At 40.5% G+C, this 21,367-nt stretch carries 22 protein-coding genes and 3 riboswitches; of the genes, 11 read left to right on the top strand and 11 right to left on the bottom strand.

The window, feature by feature from the left end; genetic code table 11:
- Window positions 1-15: 15 nt before the first annotated feature.
- The 4 genes from ACIQXH_RS12410 to ACIQXH_RS12395 are packed head-to-tail and all read right to left on the bottom strand — an operon-like array spanning window position 16 to window position 3,851.
- Window positions 16-921 carry an ABC transporter permease gene (locus tag ACIQXH_RS12410; RefSeq protein ID WP_402867906.1) on the bottom strand — a complete coding sequence of 302 codons (906 nt, stop codon included), beginning with the start codon at window positions 919-921 and terminating at the stop codon, window positions 16-18.
- Window positions 922-938: 17 nt separating this feature from the next.
- The gene (gene opp4B / locus ACIQXH_RS12405; RefSeq protein WP_402867905.1) at window positions 939-1,907 is read right to left on the bottom strand and encodes an oligopeptide ABC transporter permease; all 969 of its coding nucleotides are present in this window, start codon (window positions 1,905-1,907) and stop codon (window positions 939-941) included.
- A 14-nt stretch (window positions 1,908-1,921) separates the two neighbouring features.
- Entirely contained in the window at window positions 1,922-2,848 is a 927-nt protein-coding gene (locus ACIQXH_RS12400) for an ABC transporter ATP-binding protein (RefSeq protein WP_402956014.1), read from the bottom strand.
- Entirely contained in the window at window positions 2,826-3,851 is a 1,026-nt protein-coding gene (locus ACIQXH_RS12395) for an ABC transporter ATP-binding protein (protein WP_403123722.1), read from the bottom strand. Before ACIQXH_RS12395 ends, ACIQXH_RS12400 begins: the two co-directional genes overlap by 23 nt.
- A 485-nt stretch (window positions 3,852-4,336) precedes the next feature.
- Here ACIQXH_RS12395 and ACIQXH_RS12390 point away from each other — a divergent pair, with 485 nt between their 5' ends.
- Complete coding sequence (locus ACIQXH_RS12390) at window positions 4,337-4,972, top strand: Bax inhibitor-1/YccA family protein (RefSeq protein ID WP_403123720.1); 636 nt, start codon at window positions 4,337-4,339, stop codon at window positions 4,970-4,972.
- Between the two features lie 31 nt (window positions 4,973-5,003).
- Here ACIQXH_RS12390 and ACIQXH_RS12385 read toward each other — a convergent pair whose 3' ends face one another.
- Together ACIQXH_RS12385 and ACIQXH_RS12380 are read right to left on the bottom strand one after the other, a co-directional pair.
- The gene (locus ACIQXH_RS12385) at window positions 5,004-5,546 is read right to left on the bottom strand and encodes an acyl-CoA thioesterase (RefSeq protein WP_402867901.1); all 543 of its coding nucleotides are present in this window, start codon (window positions 5,544-5,546) and stop codon (window positions 5,004-5,006) included.
- Window positions 5,547-5,712: 166 nt separating this feature from the next.
- Entirely contained in the window at window positions 5,713-6,210 is a 498-nt protein-coding gene (locus ACIQXH_RS12380; protein ID WP_403123718.1) for a DinB family protein, read from the bottom strand.
- A 184-nt stretch (window positions 6,211-6,394) separates the two neighbouring features.
- Between ACIQXH_RS12380 and ACIQXH_RS12375 the strand changes: the two genes are divergently transcribed.
- Window positions 6,395-8,212, top strand: coding sequence for an ABC transporter ATP-binding protein (locus tag ACIQXH_RS12375; protein WP_403123715.1), 1,818 nt, complete (start codon window positions 6,395-6,397; stop codon window positions 8,210-8,212).
- A gap of 75 nt (window positions 8,213-8,287) precedes the next feature.
- Here the strand turns inward: ACIQXH_RS12375 and ACIQXH_RS12370 are convergent, their stop codons facing one another.
- Entirely contained in the window at window positions 8,288-8,986 is a 699-nt protein-coding gene (locus tag ACIQXH_RS12370; RefSeq protein ID WP_402867898.1) for a DUF459 domain-containing protein, read from the bottom strand.
- A gap of 164 nt (window positions 8,987-9,150) precedes the next feature.
- Here ACIQXH_RS12370 and ACIQXH_RS12365 point away from each other — a divergent pair, with 164 nt between their 5' ends.
- Window positions 9,151-9,657, top strand: a complete 507-nt coding sequence (locus ACIQXH_RS12365) for a GNAT family N-acetyltransferase (protein ID WP_403123712.1) — start codon at window positions 9,151-9,153, stop codon at window positions 9,655-9,657.
- A gap of 55 nt (window positions 9,658-9,712) precedes the next feature.
- Here the strand turns inward: ACIQXH_RS12365 and ACIQXH_RS12360 are convergent, their stop codons facing one another.
- Window positions 9,713-9,889: an aspartyl-phosphate phosphatase Spo0E family protein gene (locus tag ACIQXH_RS12360; RefSeq protein ID WP_402867897.1), complete on the bottom strand. Its 177-nt coding sequence runs from the start codon at window positions 9,887-9,889 to the stop codon at window positions 9,713-9,715.
- A 226-nt stretch (window positions 9,890-10,115) separates the two neighbouring features.
- On the bottom strand, window positions 10,116-10,379 hold the full coding sequence (locus ACIQXH_RS12355; protein ID WP_402987593.1) for a Fur-regulated basic protein FbpA: 264 nt from the start codon (window positions 10,377-10,379) through the stop codon (window positions 10,116-10,118).
- A gap of 98 nt (window positions 10,380-10,477) precedes the next feature.
- Window positions 10,478-10,581, bottom strand: a riboswitch (SAM riboswitch).
- A gap of 304 nt (window positions 10,582-10,885) precedes the next feature.
- Window positions 10,886-10,991, top strand: a riboswitch (TPP riboswitch).
- Window positions 10,992-11,059: 68 nt separating this feature from the next.
- Window positions 11,060-11,152, top strand: a riboswitch (TPP riboswitch).
- Window positions 11,153-11,257: 105 nt separating this feature from the next.
- On the opposite strand from ACIQXH_RS12355, the gene tenA reads away from it, so the two are divergent.
- The 5 genes from tenA to thiE are packed head-to-tail and all read left to right on the top strand — an operon-like array spanning window position 11,258 to window position 14,684.
- Window positions 11,258-11,947 carry a thiaminase II gene (tenA, locus tag ACIQXH_RS12350; RefSeq protein WP_403123710.1) on the top strand — a complete coding sequence of 230 codons (690 nt, stop codon included), beginning with the start codon at window positions 11,258-11,260 and terminating at the stop codon, window positions 11,945-11,947.
- Window positions 11,948-12,481, top strand: a complete 534-nt coding sequence (thiW, locus tag ACIQXH_RS12345) for an energy coupling factor transporter S component ThiW (RefSeq protein WP_403123708.1) — start codon at window positions 11,948-11,950, stop codon at window positions 12,479-12,481. It abuts the gene before it with no gap.
- Window positions 12,450-13,256: a bifunctional hydroxymethylpyrimidine kinase/phosphomethylpyrimidine kinase gene (gene thiD / locus ACIQXH_RS12340; protein ID WP_403123706.1), complete on the top strand. Its 807-nt coding sequence runs from the start codon at window positions 12,450-12,452 to the stop codon at window positions 13,254-13,256. The genes thiW and thiD overlap by 32 nt, the downstream gene beginning before the upstream one ends.
- Window positions 13,253-14,068: a hydroxyethylthiazole kinase gene (gene thiM, locus ACIQXH_RS12335; protein ID WP_403123703.1), complete on the top strand. Its 816-nt coding sequence runs from the start codon at window positions 13,253-13,255 to the stop codon at window positions 14,066-14,068. Before thiD ends, thiM begins: the two co-directional genes overlap by 4 nt.
- The gene (gene thiE, locus ACIQXH_RS12330; RefSeq protein WP_403123700.1) at window positions 14,049-14,684 is read left to right on the top strand and encodes a thiamine phosphate synthase; all 636 of its coding nucleotides are present in this window, start codon (window positions 14,049-14,051) and stop codon (window positions 14,682-14,684) included. Before thiM ends, thiE begins: the two co-directional genes overlap by 20 nt.
- 38 nt (window positions 14,685-14,722) lie before the next feature.
- Here the strand turns inward: thiE and ACIQXH_RS12325 are convergent, their stop codons facing one another.
- The gene (locus ACIQXH_RS12325; RefSeq protein ID WP_403123698.1) at window positions 14,723-15,928 is read right to left on the bottom strand and encodes an MFS transporter; all 1,206 of its coding nucleotides are present in this window, start codon (window positions 15,926-15,928) and stop codon (window positions 14,723-14,725) included.
- A 284-nt stretch (window positions 15,929-16,212) separates the two neighbouring features.
- Here ACIQXH_RS12325 and ACIQXH_RS12320 point away from each other — a divergent pair, with 284 nt between their 5' ends.
- The 3 genes from ACIQXH_RS12320 (at window position 16,213) to ACIQXH_RS12310 (ending at window position 19,825) form a co-directional block, all read left to right on the top strand.
- A complete protein-coding gene (locus tag ACIQXH_RS12320) occupies window positions 16,213-17,700 on the top strand; it encodes an aldehyde dehydrogenase family protein (protein WP_403123695.1) in 1,488 nt (495 codons plus the stop codon).
- Between the two features lie 155 nt (window positions 17,701-17,855).
- Entirely contained in the window at window positions 17,856-18,419 is a 564-nt protein-coding gene (locus ACIQXH_RS12315) for an FAD-dependent oxidoreductase (RefSeq protein ID WP_402867888.1), read from the top strand.
- 173 nt (window positions 18,420-18,592) lie between these two features.
- A complete protein-coding gene (locus ACIQXH_RS12310) occupies window positions 18,593-19,825 on the top strand; it encodes an aminopeptidase (RefSeq protein WP_403123692.1) in 1,233 nt (410 codons plus the stop codon).
- A 146-nt stretch (window positions 19,826-19,971) separates the two neighbouring features.
- Here ACIQXH_RS12310 and ACIQXH_RS12305 read toward each other — a convergent pair whose 3' ends face one another.
- Window positions 19,972-21,075, bottom strand: coding sequence for a type I restriction endonuclease (locus tag ACIQXH_RS12305; protein WP_403123691.1), 1,104 nt, complete (start codon window positions 21,073-21,075; stop codon window positions 19,972-19,974).
- Between the last annotated feature and the right edge of the window lie 292 nt (window positions 21,076-21,367).

The following is a 21,367-nucleotide window of genomic DNA, read 5'->3' as shown; positions in this document are numbered from 1 at the left end:
ATACACTCCCCTTTTTTATCCTCTTCTTTGTCTTGCGTCAGCAGCACGTTTCAATGCTTGACCAACAAAATTTATACTCAGCATCAACACTAGAATCATGAGTGATGCGGGTATCCATATCCACCATTTGTTTTCTAAAACATCTGGGTTTCGAGCATAACTTATGAGCGTACCTAAACTCGGTGTGCTCTCTGGAAGACCGAATCCTAAAAAGGTCAAGCTGGATTCTAGGCCAATATTGCCTGCAAGATTCAAAATGAAATTTACGATGATCAGAGAACTTATATTTGGAAGCACCTGGAAAATGATGATTTTCCAATGTGGAGTACCAAGTGTTTGTGACGCATGAACATAATCCAATTCTCGCTCAGATAATACCTTCGAACGAATGAGCCTTGCCTTACCGGTCCATAAAAACAGCGTCATGATCAAAATGAAAACCGGGACATTAAAAGTAGGCACAATCGTAACGAAAACAATGATGAACATTAACTGAGGCAGCGCAATGACAAAATCTATAATACGCATGATTACATTATCGGTAGCACCGCCAAAGTAACCAGCAAGAAGCCCAAAAGTCAATCCGATGATAGCCGTGAATAAGGTAATAAATAAACTAATCGTGAATGAATTCCTTGTACCGATGATGAGTTGTCCAAATACATCCCGTCCACCATAGTCAGTTCCAAGCCAATAGTCCGAAGATGGCTCCATATAGATGGATAGGAAATCGACTTTAGCGATTTCCTTGGCATCCATGAAGAAAGATGCGCCATAAACAAAAAGCAAGATGGCTGCCAGTAGAATCAATGAGCCCATTGCCATTTTATCTTTCTTAATTTCCTGCCAAATGATTTTCATTCCCGAAGGACTCACTTCTTGAATTTGTATGTTATTTCCAGTTTGCACTTTCATTTCCATTAGACTCACCCCGCTTCCTATTCTATCCGTATACGCGGATCCACCGCGCTAAGTATGATGTCAGAAAGAAGAGTGCCAAGCAAAGTGGCGAATCCTGTCATCATGACAATGGCCGTCACGACACTGAAGTCCCTTAGGCTTACAGAGCTAAGGAATAGCTGGCCTAATCCTGGATAACTAAAGATGGTCTCGATTATGACAGAGCCACCGATTAAACCAGTGATTTCATATCCTAAGAATGCAGCAATCGGTAGGAATGAATTTCTCAAGATATGTCGTGAGTATACTTTCGATTCCGGAACACCTTTCGATCGAGCGGTCCTTACGAAATCCTTAATCTTATTATCTATGATTTCATTTCGCAAATATTGAATGGTACTAGTCGTTGCAATTAAAGCCGTACTTAAAGCTGGCAGGATCAAATGGTTAATCTTACTGACCACATAAGCGAACGTCCCTGAATCCAATTTGGAATCGACGCTTCCACCAGATGGGAACCAATTTAGACCGAACCCGAAAACAAATAGCATAATAAGAGCAAATATGAAAATTGGTGTACCAAAACCTAGATAACTGTAACCGGTAACTCCTTTGTCCATCCACGTATCATTATATCTACCGCTAACTATGCCGAGTGGAATAGCTAGCAAATATGTAAAGATAAGAGTGACGATTGCAAGAAAAACCGTATTCCAAAGCCTGTTTTCAATGACATCCATAACTGGTATTTTGTGCGTATAAGACACTCCGAAGTCCCCTTGGACAGCATTGGATGCCCATCTTACATATTGTTGGTACCAAGGGTCATTCAAGCCCATGTCATCCCTGATTCTTTCAAGCTCAGCCGGATCCGCCCTTGGGTTGCTTATTTCCTGACCTGACAAGGCATCACCTGGCATGGCTTTTGCCATCATGAAAACGATGATGCTCAACAGAAAGAGCTGCGGAATCATGACTAATAGGCGCCTAAGGATAAATTTCCACATTACTTTCCACCTCCTTATTGTATTGCGACTCTATGAGTGGACGAAATTGGCTTTAAATCGTAGGCCCGTCCGTTTTCATCAAAGTATTGGGAATAAGACGTTTCATACTCCGCTGTCAATTTCTTTCTGAGTAGTATTTTTTGCTCACGCACTTCCGGTTCTAGGTCCGGAATGGCTGCTATCAAACGTTTGGTATAGATGTGCTGAGGGTTTTCATAGATTTCCTGGCTTGTGCCCTCTTCTACGATTCTTCCGCGATACATCACGCCCATCCTGTCACACATATGCCTGATTACCCCGAGATCATGGCCGACAAATAAATAGGTCAAGTTAAACTCCTCCTGTAAATCTTGAAGGAAGTTCAATACCTGTGCTTGGACCGATACATCCAGCGCAGACACAGGTTCATCGGCAATGATCAGTTTTGGCTTTAACGTCAAAGATCTCGCAATTCCTATACGCTGACGCTGTCCGCCTGAAAACTCATGTGGATACTTATAAATGGATTCGGGACTTAGACCGACTTTATCCAAGAAATCCTGAACAATTTTCTTTTCTTCTCCAGGCGACAACTTTTCAAAATTCCTTAACGGCTCGGCAATGATATCGAGAACCCGCTTTTTAGGATTTAAAGAAGAATACGGATCTTGAAAAATCATTTGGATATCTTTTCGGAATGGCTTGATTTCTTTTCTGCTCAACGAAGCTAAATCCCTGCCTTCGAACATGATTTTCCCCGATGTCACTTCATTCAGCTTGACCACTGCTTTACCCGTCGTGGACTTCCCACTTCCTGATTCTCCAACCAAACCGTAGGTCTCACCTTGCTGCAATTCGAATGACACACCATCGACAGCTCTGACATGATCTACTACTCTACGAAAAAAACCGCCCCTTATAGGGAAATGCACTTTTAAATTATCTACCTTGAGTAATGTCATAAGGCGTTGCCTCTCCTTCAGATTGAAAATAAAAATCCTTATAACACGTGCACCTAACATAATGACCTTGGCCAACTTCGTGCAGGATAGGTGACTCCTCATGGGCCTGTTTGGGGATCCAAGGAATCCGTTCTTGGAATCGGCACCCATTCCTATCCATTTTCGCTATGGAGGGCACGATTCCTTCTATAACGTGCAAACGTTTTTTTTCAGTGGTAGCCGAAGGGATGGAATTTAGCAAAGATCGTGTATAAGGATGCAGTGGTTTTTTGAATATATCTTTAACACTGCCAGTCTCGACCACTTGTCCGGCATACATCACGACAATCCGGTCAGCCACTTCGGCCACTACGCTTAAGTCATGAGTAATCAAGATGATTCCCATTTTTGTCTTGCTCTGTATTTCCTTCAACAAATCCAGGATTTGAGCTTGGATCGTCACATCGAGAGCCGTCGTTGGTTCGTCCGCAATGACCAAAGCAGGATTACAAGCTATCGCAATCGATATCATGGCCCTTTGGCGCATGCCACCTGAAAGTTCATGAGGGAACTGCTTGTAGGTCCTTTCCGGATAAGGGATGCCAACCTGGGTTAGCAGTTCAATTGTTCTTTTCTTTTTTTCATTGGTTGATAGATTCGTATGATAATCAAGATTTTCCTCAATCTGTTTTCCGACAGTCATTAGGGGATTCAATGCCGTCAGAGGTTCTTGGAATATCATCCCCAATTCCTTACCTCGAACTTTATTCATTTGTGACTCATTAAGGTCAAGTAGATTCTGACCCTTATAATTTATGACACCTTCAGATTTCGTTCTTTGCATATTATGTAATTGGATGATAGAGAGGGCTAGTGCACTCTTACCACAACCTGACTCACCAACCACGGCTACAATTTCATTTTCATTCACCGTGAACGAGACATCGTCCACCGCTGCGTGATATTTATTCTTAATACGAAATGACGTAGTGAGGTTCTCTATTCGTAATATTGTCTTTTCCAACCTGATCCCCCCTAAACTGTTTTACCGATAAAATAAAAATTTTCTGATAATTAAATAAAAGTGTAATCAATTTTTAATATTAATTCAATATATTTATATCAAATTATAACATTTTTTTAATATATTATAACTTGAGGAATAATTTTTTCCTATAATTTTATTTCTAAAAATTAACTTTATTTCTTTTTATTTACTCGGATAAGGATTCTAATAGCTTTTGCTCATCACAAAGAATGAAGATTTTTTTTGTATTTAAAAATAATGAATAATTATCTTATCTTCAAACTGAAATTTTTTATGTATTAGTTCCACTCAACCAACCAATCTAAATATTTTGATATTTCAGAAAATTTATATTCTGATAAGACTCACCTTATGAATGGACGGTGCGTAGCTTTTTCTAGCAGGGTTTGGGTAATATAGTGAAACCTTTCCCCTTATCTTTCGTAAGAATGGGTAGTAATAATTATATGGAGGTTGACCGAATGTATTCACATACCGTTAATGCGTATATGCCCTCTGTTATGCGCACATTTGCTCTATCACTCGCGATTTCCGTTTTAGGAATGGCTGCTGGAATATTTATACCCCCGGCCTTATTTCTTCCCTTGGCGATTTTGGAAATCGCCATGCTGATTGGAGCCTTTATCTTGAGAAGGAAAAAAGCAATTGGATATACATTTCTTTATGCATTTACTTTCATATCGGGAATGACCACCTATCCCATCATCGCTCACTATCTCGCTTTGGCAGGCGCTAACGTCGTGATTTTGGCTGGAGTGACGACAACCGTCGTCTTTGGGGGGTTAGCTCTATATGCAACAACCACTAAGAGAGATCTTTCTTTTCTAAGTGGAATCCTCTTTGCTGCCTTGCTAGCGCTAATCGCCATCAGTATCTTTAATATATTCTCACCGTTAAGTTCCACGGCAATGCTTGTTTTTTCCTTTATTGGCATTCTTGTCTTCAGCGGATATGTTCTATATGATTTCAACCGCATGAAGCACTATGGGGTAACGGCAGAAGAAGTCCCGCTCATGGCATTGAATCTGTACCTTGATTTCATCAACCTGTTTATAAACATCCTTCGCTTTTTCGGTATATTATCAAGCAATGATTAAAAAAAACGGGCAAATGCCCGTTTTTTCGTACTTATTTATATAACCCTGGTTCTGATTTTTCAGTCCAAGGCAATTTCACACCAAATGTGCTTGCGATGAATTGTGTATCATCTCTTCTTTTTTTCCTAACGTCTGCCCGGTGTTTGGCAGATTCATTCAAGTTCTTCTCCATTTCAGTCTCCGGAACCAAGCGGGGAACTGGAACAGGTTTTCCGTTCTCATCGATGGCAACAAAGGTCAAAAAGGAAATAACGCATAGATTCCGTTCTCCAGTAAGTAAGTCCTCGGCAACCACTTTTACGATAATTTCCATAGATGTCCTACCCGTATACGTAACGAAGCTTTCTAGGCATACTGCATTTCCTTCATGAATGGGATGCAGGAAATCGACAGAATCGGTCGATGCCGTAACGACATTACTTCTAGCATGGCGCATGGCAGAAATGGCCGCGACGTCATCAATGTAAGCCATTAATTTCCCACCAAACATTGTACCGATATTATTTGTATCAGGTGGTAGAACTAGACTCGTTTTTATAACCAAAGAGTCCGAGCAATGTTTTATTTCTTCCATGGTGACTGCACTCCTTTATGTCCATTTTCTCACTAGTTCACTTTAACGAATTTTGCGCGTTAAAGCAATAATCATGATTTTTACCCACATTTTTCTCATCTTTCAATAGGTAAGTACTGCTTATATAGTCTTTCCTAAATCAATACATATATAAAAAAAACTCAACCTATTGGCTGAGTTTTTTTAGTTTGGCCTTCAACTCTTCAATTTGCAATAAATGCCGTTTCTCATGCAAACCGACAAACGGAATCCACTGCTTCAAACTTAAATCTTTAAACAAGGGGTGTGGGAATGACTTCTCTTCCAAGTCATTCTCCTTCGCTTGGGAGATTACCTTTTCCAATGCCTTACGTGAAGAGGCGAGCTTAGCTTTTACTTCAGCTAATGTTTGGAGCTTCTCTGACGGAATGACAAATGGAGGCGCGTCCACTTTTACGTCACGATTTAATGTATACTGGATCGGTTTATCATCTACTCGATTGCTCTCGCCACTTGCCAGTGTATCGGCAATTCCTTTTGTTACCGCCCTCTCCATTAGAAATAGATGCTCCAATACCTGAATGATGCTCCAACGTCCATCTTCGGGATGTGCATTTACCTGTTCATCCGATAACCCGTTCACTGCCTGGAGAAGTTCTTCCCTGATTTTTGTGTTTTCTTCCACTCTACCAGCTCCTTATTCACTTTTTTAAAATTATTCCACCGAAGGGATAAGTTGTAAAATATAAGCTTCTTTATTAAAGAAAAACCGCTCAAAAGTTGTCTATTTTTTTAAAACCTCTATGATAATCATAAAGGTTTTTTTGCTTTTAAAGACAACTTTCAATTTACCATAGGAGTGATTAAATATGAGCGGGGGACATATCCCTTTCAGCCACAAGGGCCGTAACACCCTGACAGCTGCACCATCAAAAGGAAGCATTCGGTCAATGTTGAAACAAATATTCAATCGTATCCCATCCAGATGGAAATTTTCAAGTATGATCATATGCATAATGATTTTCATTTCCATGCTTGAGTTTTCCATTCCACAACTTACGCAATATACGATTGATGATGTCATACCTGGGAAAGAATATGACTCATTGATTTGGGTAGGCATAGGTATCCTCTTTGCGGCCATATTGCTAGCTTTGCTTAATTATGTGAACGGCTATATCGTATCTAAAGTGGGGCAAAAAGCGATCATGAATTTACGAAATGAAATGTATGACCATATTCAAAAATTGGATATGAAATTTTTTGATAAAAATAGAACGGGTGACTTAATGTCCCGGCTCACGAATGATGTGAACCTGCTTCAACAACTCATCTCATCAAGCATGCTACAAGTAATTACAGACACGGTTACCTTCTTTGCCATTGCCATCTATATGCTGTTCATCAATTGGAAACTGACCGTGGTCCTTCTCATTACCTTTCCGTTCATGTTCTACCTGACACGTATATTTGGTAAGCGCATCCGCCTCTCTTTCAGGAGCGTGCAAAGTTCGGCCGGCGATGTTAGCAATCAGCTGCAGGATTCCCTTTCCGGCATGCGGCTCATCCAATCCTTCACAAATGAAGAATTTGAATCAAAACGATTCGCGGACCGAAACCATGAGAATACGGTAGCAAACATCAAATCAGTTCGACTGAGGTCCATGTTTGGCCCGCTCATAGATTTAATGAATAATTTAGGTCTGATCGCCGTGATTGTATTTGGTGCCTGGCAAGTGATGCAGGGAGAATTTACGATTGGATTAATCGTGGCATTCCTGGCTTATCTCAGGCTTCTGCAAAGTCCAATCCGTAATTTCAGCCGTGTAATCAGTATCGTGCAACAATCAGCTGCAGCTTTTGAACGGATCACCGAAATAATGGAGACACAACCTGGAATCCAGGACAAAAAGACAGCAATTAATGTTCCCAAAATCACGAAACAAATCGAATTTCAAGGAATTGATTTCGCTTATGTCGAGGGGGTACCAGTACTCCGAAATCTTAACCTGATGATAAAAGCAGGACAGGTAACCGCTCTTGTCGGCTCATCCGGGGCAGGGAAATCAACGATTACCAGCCTTTTAATTCGTTTCTATGACCCCCAACAAGGGACAATAAAAATGGATGGCCATGATATTCGTGATCTCACCCTCAAATCTTTACGGAGCCAAATGGGGGTTGTTTCGCAAGACATCATTTTGTTTACCGGGACCATCCGCGATAATATAACCTATGGTAAACTCGACGCAACGGACGAGGAAATTATCGAAGTGGCTAAGGCGGCATATGCTCATGATTTCATCAAGACGTTCCCAAAAGGATATGACTCACAAATCGGAGAACGTGGGGTCAAACTTTCTGGTGGCCAAAAGCAACGGATTGCCATCGCCAGGGCCCTTTTGAAGAATCCCCAAATCATCATTCTCGATGAGGCGACGGCATCGCTCGATACGGAATCCGAACATCTGATTCAGGAAGCGTTATCCAACCTATTAGAGAACCGGACTTCAATCGTCATTGCCCATCGGTTATCAACCGTTCAAAAGGCAGATCAAATTGTCGTTCTTGAAAAAGGGGTAATTCAAGAAAATGGAACGCACGAACAACTGCTACTAAATAATGGTCGCTATCGGCAGCTCCATGACTTACAGTTTCCACAGGCGGAGGCACCATCAGAAACATAACCAACCAGAAATCCGCCCCCGATAAATAAACCTAAAAGGGCATGGAAATCAAGTTTCCATGCCCTTTTATCGTTCTTATTTAAAATCATATTTATCTAAGATTCGATTGGTTATAAGCTGATAGCCTTCTTCATTTGGATGAATTTCATCACTGAAGTATGCTTTTTTATCTTTGTTTTCGAATAAATCGTTTGTAGGGATATACTTTAGTCTACTATCCTTGTCCACCATCTTTTGAATCGAATGATTATAATCACTAATATGGTTTTCTAATTTCAAGTCGTCTTTATTCGGGTTATATAACCCTATCACCAAGATATCAGCTTTATTATTTTTCTTTAGAAGCTCAGAAAGAATTTTATCTAAATGTTGTACATACTCTTTCTTTTCATCATTTATCTTTTGATCATTGATTTTTTTTAAGTTTCCACCATTACTGTTAATTAAATCATTGATTCCGATATAGACGATAAATGTGTCAGCCTTATCCAATTTTGTGTTAATCTCAAGATCTTCGAGCTGTTTAATGACACCGTCCGTTTCCTGACCTTTAATACCATAATTCCAGAATTGGACTTTTTCTGAATCGGAATCATTCGTTTTATGTTTCAAGTCATCAATATATCCTTCCCCTTCTTTATCTCCCTTTCCATAAGTCAAAGAATCTCCAAATGCCATGACTCTTTGATCGTTTTTCGCATCTACTGCCTGAAACGCATAGGCAACTAAACAAATAACAAGTACAATAAAAAATAAGCCAACGATTTTCTTCATTTGTTTTGCTTCTCCTTTTGTATTCACTAGGAAGTATTTTATTTTTAAATACCCAAAAAGAGGACAAGCCTAACATTCGAATAATCTAATAAAAAACTTAAATTGCATGATGCACCTGTACTCAGGTGATTGGAATGCCATAATAAATGGATTGGAGCTTAATGATGAAGGAGTTTATAGAATTCAGGGAAGCAATATTTGAGGATTTGCCTAAAATTATTGAAATTTACAATTCTACAGTACCTTCGAGGATGGTCACTGCGGATACAGAACCAGTTACAGTAGAATCACGGCTCAAATGGTTTGAGGAACATCATATTCTCAAACGGCCATTATATATGATCATACATGATGGAAAAACAGCTGGGTGGATGAGTTTTCAATCTTTTTATGGTAGGCCCGCATATGATTTTACCGCTGAAATTAGCATCTATATAGATGAGGAGTTCCGTGGGAAAGGAATTGGACAACTTTCAATCCAAAAGGCTATAGAGGTGAGTCCGAAGATAGGGATTAAGACACTTCTTGGATTTATTTTCGCACACAATGCACCAAGTATTAAGCTTTTTTCAAAATTTGGTTTTGAAAAATGGGCGCATTTACCGAAAATAGCAGAACTCGATGGAGTGGAACGCGATTTGGTCATTCTTGGTAAACGTGTAACTACATGACTTCCATTGCAAAAGGCGATTGCCTGGATTTGAATGGTCTAGTGGGATGTACTGATTATTCGCGACAAACTCCCAGGAATTTTATATGTGTGACCGCATTCAATAAAGAATCCAACTCTTGACTTGCTTGAATGGTCATCCTGCTTGTCAAACCATAATTTTTTGCTAACATAATCATTTCTTTTCGTTTTTCTTCAATTTTTTCAACTGTTGTTATATGAGGAGGCTTCAATATAATCACTTCCTATTTTTCAATTATTTTACATTTTTATCATAACCAAAGCACTAGGCGAAATCAATCATTTTACATGTTTTAAATATGTTATTTCACTAGTGAAATGTGACAAAATACCCATTATATTTTTCTATTTTGTACTTTTTATGTCAGTTCAAAGGGAAAAAGCATTTGCCTTTACACAGCAAATGCTTTTTCTCTTTGATTGTTCACTATAGGTTAACTAAGTCATGCACTCTGGAGGTGACTCATTACCTGATTTATCTATAACAATCTTATATTCATCTTCAAGAGCTTTTAATGGAGCATCATAGAGATGCTTTTCATCAGAGGTTTTGTATACACCATTTGATAATAGTTCTTCTATCAACAATGCTCTCCTCTGTTCTTTTTTCTCGAAAAACTCTGCCATATGAATGGCCCCTTTCCTTTTATTCATATTTTCCACATATAATGCCCCTAATCTTATAGGCTTTGCTAAAGCCAAAATATATATACCTGTTGTACGGGATTCTTAAACCCTATTTGACAAAAATAAAAACCCCTTCTAATCCAAGAAGAGGTCGACAGAGGTCCGTTCGTCTCTTCTTATCTTCCAAGCGATTGCTTGTTGGAAGAAGCACAGTTCCCCGATGGGTCTGTTGCCGAGGTTTCATAGGGCCAAGTCCCTCCACCTCTCTGGATAAGAATACAGAATATAAATGATTTTGACATGATTTTATCCCACTTGCAAGGATAAGTCAATTACATTCAAATAATTTTTAATTTTTATATTATTTTTCCGTGTGCTCTTTTAGCACAAGGTAAGCCCATATCCCTATTTTGCTAATAACTATATTTCGCTCCAATTGACCGTGGGTTAGGTATGCTCCATTTGCCAATGGGGATTTTATCCTACTACCCCTTTCACGCCACAAAATACTCATAAAATTCTATTGAATTCAAAGGTTGCATTTTCCTTTTTATCTGATATGATGACAATAATCACATACGAAATACCACTAGGGGAGTCTTCTATAAGACTGAGATGGAATGATGTTCCGGACCCTTTGAACCTGATCCGGGTGATGCCGGCGGAGGAAAGTGGATGATATCGTCGTCGTATATTTGACTTCATCCATCTGCCCCGTTCCGTTTTCAGGAACGGGGTTTTCGTTTAATTGAATAATAAACTGCTAGGGGAGCCATTAATAGGCTGAGAATCAAACCCTTTGTACCTGATCTGGTCATACCAGCGGAGGAAAGCAGGTTGAAAAAGGGATTCGTACATTCCTAGAACAGCCGCTTTCTATATGAAAGCGGCTGTTCTTCATTTTTGGACACTCCCCTCCTTTGTATGTGAATGAATTATAAGGGGGAAAAATCATGACGAAAACCCAAATGAAAACTTTCAGTGCTAGACTTCACGAACGTTCAAAAGAAATTTGGAAAAAGAATCATACTCATCCTTTCGTTCAAGCAATTGGAGACGGGACACTATCAGAAAAGAAATTCGCCTATTACTTAAAGCAGGACTATATCTATCTTATGGATTATGCCAAGCTTTTTGCCTTAGGGACCATCAAGGCCACTAACCTTGAGATCATGACCAAATTTGCGAGTATTTTAAATGAGACTCTACAGGTAGAAATGGATTTGCATAGGAGCTACTGCAAGGAGTTCGGAATTAGTTCTGAGGAATTGGAAAATACCGAACCCACTCCGATTACCCTTGCCTATACAGGTTATATGCTCAATGCTGCCCATCATGGAACTTTAGCCGACCTTATTGCCTGCTTACTTCCTTGTGCCTGGGATTACTATGAAATTGGCTCGATATTAAAAGAACAAAATGGTACAGCACTAGAAACAAATCGTTATATCGCTTGGATTCAATCGTATGCATCCCCCGAATTCGCAGATGCGCACAAATGGTTGGCCAAGCTGTTAGACGAACTGACGGAAGATATGCCTGAGGGGGAATTGAAAAGATTAGAGAAACACTTTTTAATGACCTCCCGATATGAATATTTATTTTGGGACATGGTTCACAACGAACAGGATTGGCCTCTTTGAATGCTAGATACTGGTAACTTGTTACGGAAAATGACGTTGACTAGCTTGTTCACGGCCATCACTACCCTGACTAGCTCATTCGTTTACATCCCTGTTGGTTTTGCGAAGGTGTTTCCTATTCAACATGTAACCAACGTCATGACAGCCGTTATGTTGGGGCCGCTTTTTGCTGTGACCCAGGCCTTTTTAGTATCCCTTATCAGGAACATGACAGGTACAGGTTCCATTTTTGCATTTCCGGGCAGCATGATTGGTGCCCTGCTGGCGGCCTTCCTCTACCAAAAAACAAAAAGGATGGGACACGCCTGCTTGGGAGAAATAGTGGGGACAGGCATTCTCGGATCCATCGCCTGTTATCCGATCGCGCTTTTATTATTGGGAAAAAAAGCGGCACTTTTTGGTTTTCTGCCAGCTTTTCTTCTTAGTTCTTTAACGGGCGCACTCTTAGGCTTTATTTCATTAAAAGTGCTTTTGAAAAATCATTATATGAAGGGGTTTTTTTATGAAAACGGCACTAACAATCGCCGGATCTGACTCTGGGGGCGGAGCCGGCATCCAAGCTGATTTAAAAACATTTTCGGCCCATCGGGTTTATGGCATGTCTGTTATCACAGCCGTTACGGCGCAGAATACCTTGGAAGTTCGATCTGTACAGCCCATCGATCTCGCTGTGATCACCGACCAAATTGCGGCAGTTTTTGAAGACATTCGTGTCGACGCAGTAAAAATAGGGATGCTTGGATCAAAGGAGACGGTCGAAACCGTCACCCATTCGCTAAAATTATTTAAACCGGCTATCGTCGTCCTTGATCCTGTCATGATTTCCAAAAGTGGACACCATCTGTTAGATGAGAGGGCCGTTTCGTCGTTAAAAATCGATTTACTTCCACTTGCTACACTTGTCACGCCCAATATACCTGAAGCAGAGGTCCTTACCGGGTTCCCAATCCGGACGAAGCAGGACTTTTATAAGGCATGTACCGCTATTCTCGAACTGGGCCCGAAGGCTGTTTTACTAAAAGGGGGACATGCAGCAGGAAATCCTAATGACCTCTTTTATGATGGCAAGGAATTCTCTTGGATCAAGGGTGAACGCATTCATACAAAAAATACGCATGGAACAGGCTGTACCCTTTCCTCTGCCATTGCATCTAATCTTGCTAATGGACTTCCTTTAGCGACGTCCATTGAACAATCGAAAATCTATATTTCAGAAGCGATACGAAATAGCTTAGAACTCGGTAAGGGACACGGACCCGTTCACCATTTCCATCAATTTTATAAAAAGGAACGGAGTGATTTCACATGAATACATCCGTTGCAGACTTATTTGGCAGAGTGAGAAAGAAACAACCACTCGTCCACCAAATCACCAACTTTGTTACTGCAAATGATTGTGCCAATGCTACCCTGGCAATTGGTGGTTCTCCCGTTATGACTTCCAATCCAAAAGAAGTGGCGGACATGGTCAAACTGACACAAGCACTGGTGATTAACTTAGGTACACTGGATGATGTTTCCTTTGAGGCGATGGCGATTGCCGGGAAAACAGCGAACGATTGCCATATACCCGTAATTTTAGATCCTGTGGGCGTCGGCTCCACCCCTTACCGAACAGAGAAAGCGATGGAACTGCTCGATTCAATGACTGTCCAGATTATTCGCGGCAATGCAAGTGAAGTCCATCGGCTAATGGGAGGCGATATCGTAACGCGAGGGGTCGATTCAGGACCGCTTTCCATGAGTAATGCAGAACTATCCCTACGTGCTGCTAGAAAACTGAAGAGTGTTGTCGTCGTGAGTGGAGCCAAGGATGCCGTTAGTGACTCTTCACGTACGTCCATCATCGATAATGGAAACCCTCTTTTAACAAAGGTGACCGGCACCGGCTGTATGTCGACGGCCTTGATTGGGGTCTTCTGCGGAATTACGGAGGATTACTATTCAGCTGCTATCGCAGGAATTTCAACCATGAGCATCTCTGGTGAGCTTGCTGCCAGAACCCTTGAAAAAAATGATGGCACAGGGACATACCGGACACGGATTATCGATGCCATCTCAGGAATGAATGATTCCATATGGAAATACGAGGTGAAAATGCATGAAGAAAGTGCCATTTGATTTGAGCCTTTATTTAGTCACGGAAGAATCATTAGCCGTCGAGGACATGACCACTATCATCACCGAAGCGGTTTCAGGCGGAGTTACGGCCGTCCAACTTAGAGAAAAGCAGGCATCTTCCCTTACTTTTTATCAAAAAGCTTCTCTATTAAAAGGGGTCCTTGATGAACTTTCGATTCCGTTAATCATTAATGACCGCGTGGATATTGCGCTTGCTGTAGGAGCGGATGGAATTCATGTTGGGCAGGATGACCTTCCTCTTCCCATCATCAAGACCCTTGTTCCTGACAATATGATCATTGGAGTATCCGTCTCTACCTTGGAGGAGGCCCTTGAAGCTGAAAACAATGGCGCTGACTATATTGGTGTTGGCTCTGTATTCCCGACAAAAACGAAACAAGACGCAACTGCTTTGAAAAAAGGGGAACTGGAGAGAATTTGTCACAGTACCTCGATTCCTGCCGTTGCGATCGGTGGGATTACAGCGGATAATATCAACAGGCTTTCTAAAAGTGGAATTGCCGGTGCTGCGGTCGTCTCTGCCATTACACAGGCAAAAAATCCAATGGACGTGGCTACACTCCTTTCATACACTATAAAAAGATTCACTAATTAATAGAAGGAGGATGCTCATTTCGAGTCATCCTCCTTCCTTTATGAAAGAATGGTATTCTTCGTTTCTTTTCCAAATGCCACAGCAACAGCACCAATTAAAATTGCGATTGTAAAAATCGTGAAGATGGTCGATATCGGTGTATCTCCAGCAACTAGATACCCGACAAGCAATGGCCCCAAAATGCCCCCGACGCGTCCGACTCCAGCTGCTAACCCCGTCCCGGTTCCACGAATGACGGTTGGATACTGTTCAGGTGTATACGCATAAAGCGCCCCCCATGCACCTAAGTTGAAAAACGATAGGAACATGCCGGATACGATCAAGAGTGATAAGCCTTCAGCGGAGCCAAAGAAAAATGCACTACCTGCCGTTCCTATTAAATATGTAATCAATACGAACTTACGCCCCATCTTCTCTATCAACCACGCAGCAGAGAAATAACCAGGCAATTGGGCTAACGTCATGATCAATACATATTCAAAACTCTGAATCATGCTGAAGCCCTTCATGACCATGACACTTGGTAACCATAAAAACATGCCGTAATAGGAAAAGACCACACAAAACCAAAGAATCCATAAAACAAGTGTCTGACGTGCGTGCCCTTTTTGCCAGACCATTTTCATGTTGTTCAGCACAGACGGTCTCTGTTTCTTTGCAAGCTCCGTATATTTAGGAGAATCGGGTAATTTCAAACGTAGATATAGAGCATATAATGCCGGAACCGCACTTAATAACAAAGCCACACGCCATCCGTATACAGGAATGATGAAATAAGAGATGAGCGCCGCCAACAACCAGCCGACCGCCCAGAAACTTTCAAGGAGTACCACAACACGTCCCCTTTTACTTGCCTCGACGCTTTCAGAAACGAGTGTTGAAGCAACGGGTAGCTCTCCCCCGAGCCCCATCCCTATCAAGAAACGCAAAATCAGGAATAAACTAAGCGTACTGACGGCTGCAGACAGACCGCTCGCAATCGAAAATAATAATAAGGTTATGATAAAGACATTCTTTCTGCCAACCCGGTCTGCCATTGCTCCAAAGAGAATCGCCCCTACTGCCATCCCGATAGAATTGATACTTCCGATCCAACCGACCTGTTGGCTCGTTAAATTCCAATCCTGTTTCAATGCAACGATGATAAAAGAAAGCATCCCGACATCAAGTGCATCAAACATCCATCCAAAACCAGCGACACCCAGCAGTTTACGCTGCGATATCACTTTCGCATTGTTTTCCATATAAACCTCCTAAAATCTGATCGCTTACCAATATATTCTCCTATTTAATATTACCTATTAATTTTCCTTTTCGCTATAGTATTTACAACTGTCTTGACACTTTTCTTTACTCAAATAGAAAAAACGTTGATTTCAAGCCTTTTTCCATTTAAGAATAAAATGTCGAATAGTAATGATTGAATATTTCATCTATTTATTTTATGATAAATATTGGCATATGAAAGCGTTATCAATTAAGTCATCATGTTTTGCCCAATATAATCATTATATTCAGGAGGGAAACAATGACCAATCTAACGTTAGAAGTAAGTGGAAAGCTGGACAAGTTTTTAAAAGGTCCTAAAAAGCTCTATATCAATGGAAAATTCGTAGAAAGTGCCTCGAAGAAGACCTTTACCACTCCCAACCCCGCAACAGGCAAGAAACTCGCAGATGTATATGAAGCGGATAAAGAAGATATCAATTTAGCCGTTAAGGCCGCAAGAAAAGCATTCGATGAAGGCCCTTGGTCCAAGATGAGCGCCGCTAACCGTAGCAGGTTGATGTATAAACTAGCAGATTTAATGGAAGAAAATAAAACAGAATTAGCGCAATTAGAAACACTGGACAATGGAAAGCCCATCAGTGAAACAACAAATGCGGATATCCCTCTAGCCATTGAGCATATGAGATATTTTGCTGGCTGGTCAACTAAAATCGTCGGTCAAACCATTCCGGTAAATGGAAATTACTTCAACTATACAAAACATGAGGCTGTAGGCGTCGTTGGTCAAATCATCCCTTGGAACTTCCCGCTTCTTATGGCGATGTGGAAACTTGGAGCCGCTCTTGCGACTGGCTGCACGGTCATTTTGAAACCTGCCGAACAAACGCCATTATCCGCCCTTTATTTAGCAGAGCTAATCGCGGAAGCCGGTTTCCCTGACGGTGTCGTCAATATCGTCCCTGGATTCGGTGAAACGGCTGGTCAAGCCCTTGTCGACCATCCTGAAGTCGATAAGATTGCCTTCACCGGTTCTACTGAAGTAGGGAAAATGATCATGCGTTCTGCTTCTTATTCATTGAAGCGCGTGACACTGGAACTCGGAGGGAAATCGCCTAACATCATTCTTCCAGATGCCGACTTCTCCAAAGCCATTCCTGGAGCTTTAAATGGTGTCATGTTTAACCAGGGTCAGGTATGCTGTGCCGGCTCCCGGGTTTATATACAAAAGAAACACTATGATAATGTCGTGGCTGATATGACTAGTCACGCTAAAAAGATCAAACAAGGAGCCGGATTGGATCCGAATACACAAATTGGACCACTCGTTTCCCAGGAACAGCAGAATCGAGTTCTTGGTTACATTGAAAAAGGAAAAAAAGAGGGTGCAGAAATATTGGTAGGAGGAAACAATCCTAGCGATGAAGGCTACTTTGTTTCACCAACGATCTTTGCCGGTGTAGAAGAGGAAATGACCATTGCCACAGAAGAAATATTTGGTCCAGTCATTGCTGCCATGCCGTATGAGAATATAGACGATGTAATCAACCGGGCAAATGCAAGTGAATATGGGTTGGCTGCCGGTTTATGGACAAGCGATCTAGCTAACGCCCATTATGTAGCAGGAAAGTTACGTGCCGGTACTGTCTGGGTAAACTGCTATAATGCATTTGATGCAGCCTCCCCATTCGGTGGTTATAAGCAATCCGGAATCGGACGGGAAATGGGTTCCTATGCACTTGAAAATTATACAGAAGTTAAAAGCGTCTGGATTAACCTAGACAAATAATTTTTAAAAGAGAGGGTCTTCCGGGACCCTCTCTTCCATGCTTTTTGCACCCTTTTAATATATTTTACTATTGTGATTATTCTCAAATCATTTCAATAGCCTTTTCCTATGTACGTTTGATAGAATCAAACTAGAGAAAAAGGAGGAATATTCCTATGTATGAAATTGCCATTATCGGTGCCGGACCCGCTGGCGGAAGTGCCGCCATCTTCACGGCCAAGGCAGGAAAAAAGACAGTCATTCTCGACAGCAATGCAAGTATCACAAAAAAAGCCTGGATGGAAAACCATTATGGTGTGGATGAAATCTCTGGACCTGACTTAGTCCATATCGGAATTCAACAGGCAAAGAAATTCGGTGCTGAACATATCGAAACGAAAGTTACAGGCATCGAAAAAACGGAACAAGGATTTACAATCGAAACGGAAAACGGCCCTATTGATGCTACTTACATCATCCTCGCGACGGGAATGATCACTAATCTAGCCGAAGAAGCGGGAGTCACAACAAAAGACGGCATAGAGCCGCGCACTAAAAAAGTGTATGACGTGGATTCACTAGGGAAAACATCCGTAGAGGGAATTTGGGCCGCTGGCGCTGGTGCAGGCGTGAGCGTTCATACTATCGTTACAGCCGGGGACGGAGCCAGAGTGGCTATTAACCTATTAAGTGAAATCAACGGGGAACGTTATGTAGACCATGATGTACTGAAAAAATAATGAGAGTGTTCACAGAAGCTGAGTCCCTGCACTCAGCTTTTCCATCCTCCTCTATTTTTTTATCGGATTTATTTGAACCCCCACGTTTTATGATACATATGTGTAAAAAGTTTCTTTTTTCAGAAATTATCGATACAATTAAACTGTAGATAAGAGAAAGGAAGTTTTAAAAGATGAATGAATTTCAAACCAATTTAGAAAAATACGCAGAACTGGCCGTTAAAGTCGGCGTCAATATCCAGAAGGGACAAAACCTCGTTGTAAACACAACCTTAGAAGGCGCTGAACTTGTTCGCCTCATCGTTAAAAAGGCTTATGAAAACGGTGCACGTAATGTCATTGTTAACTGGAATGATGATATTGTCGGGCGTACAAAATATGAAATGGCCCCCGCTGAAGTATTTAACGAGTATCCAGAATGGCGGGCAAAAGAAACGATCGAGCTTGCTGAAAATGGCGCAGCTTTTCTATCGGTCATCTCCTCAAGTCCTGACCTTTTGAAGAATGTTCAACCTGAACGGATCGCCAACTTCCAAAAGGCATCGGGTACCGCACTGAAAAAATGGCGTCAGTATATGCAATCGGATAAAGTGAGTTGGTCCATTGTCGCAGTCCCTTCACAAGCTTGGGCTGATAAAGTCTTCCCTCAAGTAGCTGAAGAGAAACGCATCGATGCACTTTGGGAAGCGATCTTTAAAGCAGTCCGGGTTGATGTAAAAGAACCTGTCGAGGCCTGGAAGAAACACGACGACACGCTTCATGAAAAAGTCGATTATTTAAATGAAAAGCACTACCAGAAATTGCACTACACGGCACCAGGTACGGATTTAACCATCGAATTGCCTGAGAAACATCTTTGGTGTGGAGCTGGCAGCATCAATGAGCAAGGACATGAATTCATGGCTAACATGCCAACGGAAGAAGTGTTCACGGTCCCATTGAAAACAGGCGTAAATGGAACGGTTGCAAGCACAAAACCGCTTAGTTACGGCGGCAATATCATCGATCATTTCTCCGTGACGTTCAAGGACGGCCGGATCACGGAAGTGAAGGCTGAACAAGGCGAAGAAATACTGAAACAATTGGTCGAAACAGATGAAGGCTCGCACTATCTAGGAGAAGTGGCACTAGTCCCATTCAATTCACCCATTTCCCAATCAAACGTATTATTCTTCAATACATTATTTGATGAAAATGCATCCAACCACTTAGCAATCGGAAGCTCTTATGCATTCTGTCTTGAAGGCGGGAAAAACATGAGCCCCGAGGAACTGGCGGAACATGGTCTGAACGAAAGTCTAACCCATGTTGATTTCATGATTGGTTCGGATAAAATGAACATCGACGGCATCCTTCCTGACGGCACTTCAGAACCTGTCTTCCGTAATGGGGATTGGGCGTTTTAAGTAAAGTGGTGATATAGAGGATTTTAAAGGTTTAAACCTTTGGGTTTTACATTTTTTAGAACAAATTATTAAATTCATTAGCCGCGTGTTTATAGTCACGTGGCTATATTTATCTAATTATAAAGTTATCCAATGAACAACTATTTTTACCTATTAGTTAAATCAATGGCCCTTAATATCTCATCTTTATTTAATAAAATATCGTTTACACTATCTAATTTATGTGTAGTTTTTAATTCATCATTTAATTGGATATACTTATTACTAGTATTAAAGCCTAATCTACAAATCCATTTACGAATATTATCATCCAGTAAAACATTAAAATAACTTTTGTTGTCTCTATAGTAAACTCTATTTGCATCTAGGTTTTCCTTAAGCATAAGTTTTATTAAAACATATCCCTCTATTTCTTCTTCGGTTGTCACAATCACAGGTCCATCTACTACTTTTTCCAGTTCATCAATTAGCTCTTCTTCGTTTGTTGGTGCTATATCGTCATTTATTTTTTCCGTCGTATTCAACTCATTTCCATCAGTTGAACTTAAAGCTTTTTGAAGCTTATCATTTACTTTATCATTGACGAATTGATTAAGGGATTTTTTTACTATTTCCCGAAAATTATCGATTACTTTTTTTGTCTTTACACCTTGATAAACATCATTTAATACGAATTTGATAAACTCTTCATTTGGTTCCTCCCATTGTTGAGTTAAAAAATTCTTAATTTCATTTGTATATTTTAATTCGGAGGCAGTAGTTAATACATTTTCTACATTGAAAAAGTTTTTTCTAAATTTGGCTAACTCCAGAAGGTGATTTTCTCTTATTTCATGTAAATTAAATATAAAGAATGGTTTGTCATCCATTTTATTAGGTTCTTCTAAATCGGTGAAGAACTTATATTCAATACCATTGGTCAAGATTGCAAACTTAGCTTTGGTAGTTCCAAAATACCTAAATAATTGCGAATCATGTTTATGTAGTTTTTCATGCACACATTTTGCTTCAATTAAAATAACAGGGTGTCCGTTTTCCATTATGGCATAATCAATTTTTTCACCTTTTTTTATTCCAACATCAGCTATGAATTCTGGTACTAATTCCTCGGGGTTAAAAATATCATATCCTAATGCTTGTATTAACGGCATAATTAACGAGGTTTTAGTTGCTTCCACAGTTTGAATGTTATCCTTTATTCGTTCTATCCTAGTTGATAGCGCTTTAATTTGTTGTATAAAGGTTTCCATATTCCTACCCCCCCATTTATAAAAGGTTTCTATATTCCTACCCGCATTTTTAATATAATATGCTTATATAAAACAATATTATACTAATCTGTAAAAAAATATATGTATCTCTCATCTTAGAAAAAGTGACTATATGTTAAATTTGAATAGAATCTTGTATTAAGAATTTTGGATATACAACATAAGTACCTAGAGCATGTAATTTAATCGCTAGAAAGGCAAGGATAATTTTTAGAGTTTTAAAAGTCTAATCGGCTATCTAATCGGCTTAATAGTACTTTTATTTTGCGTT

Origin of the sequence: Peribacillus sp. NPDC097225, assembly GCF_044761955.1 — a bacterium.
GTDB lineage: Bacteria > Bacillota > Bacilli > Bacillales > DSM-1321 > Peribacillus.
The sequence above is the reverse complement of the archived record's forward strand: the minus strand, read 5'-3'. Positions and strand labels throughout refer to the sequence as shown.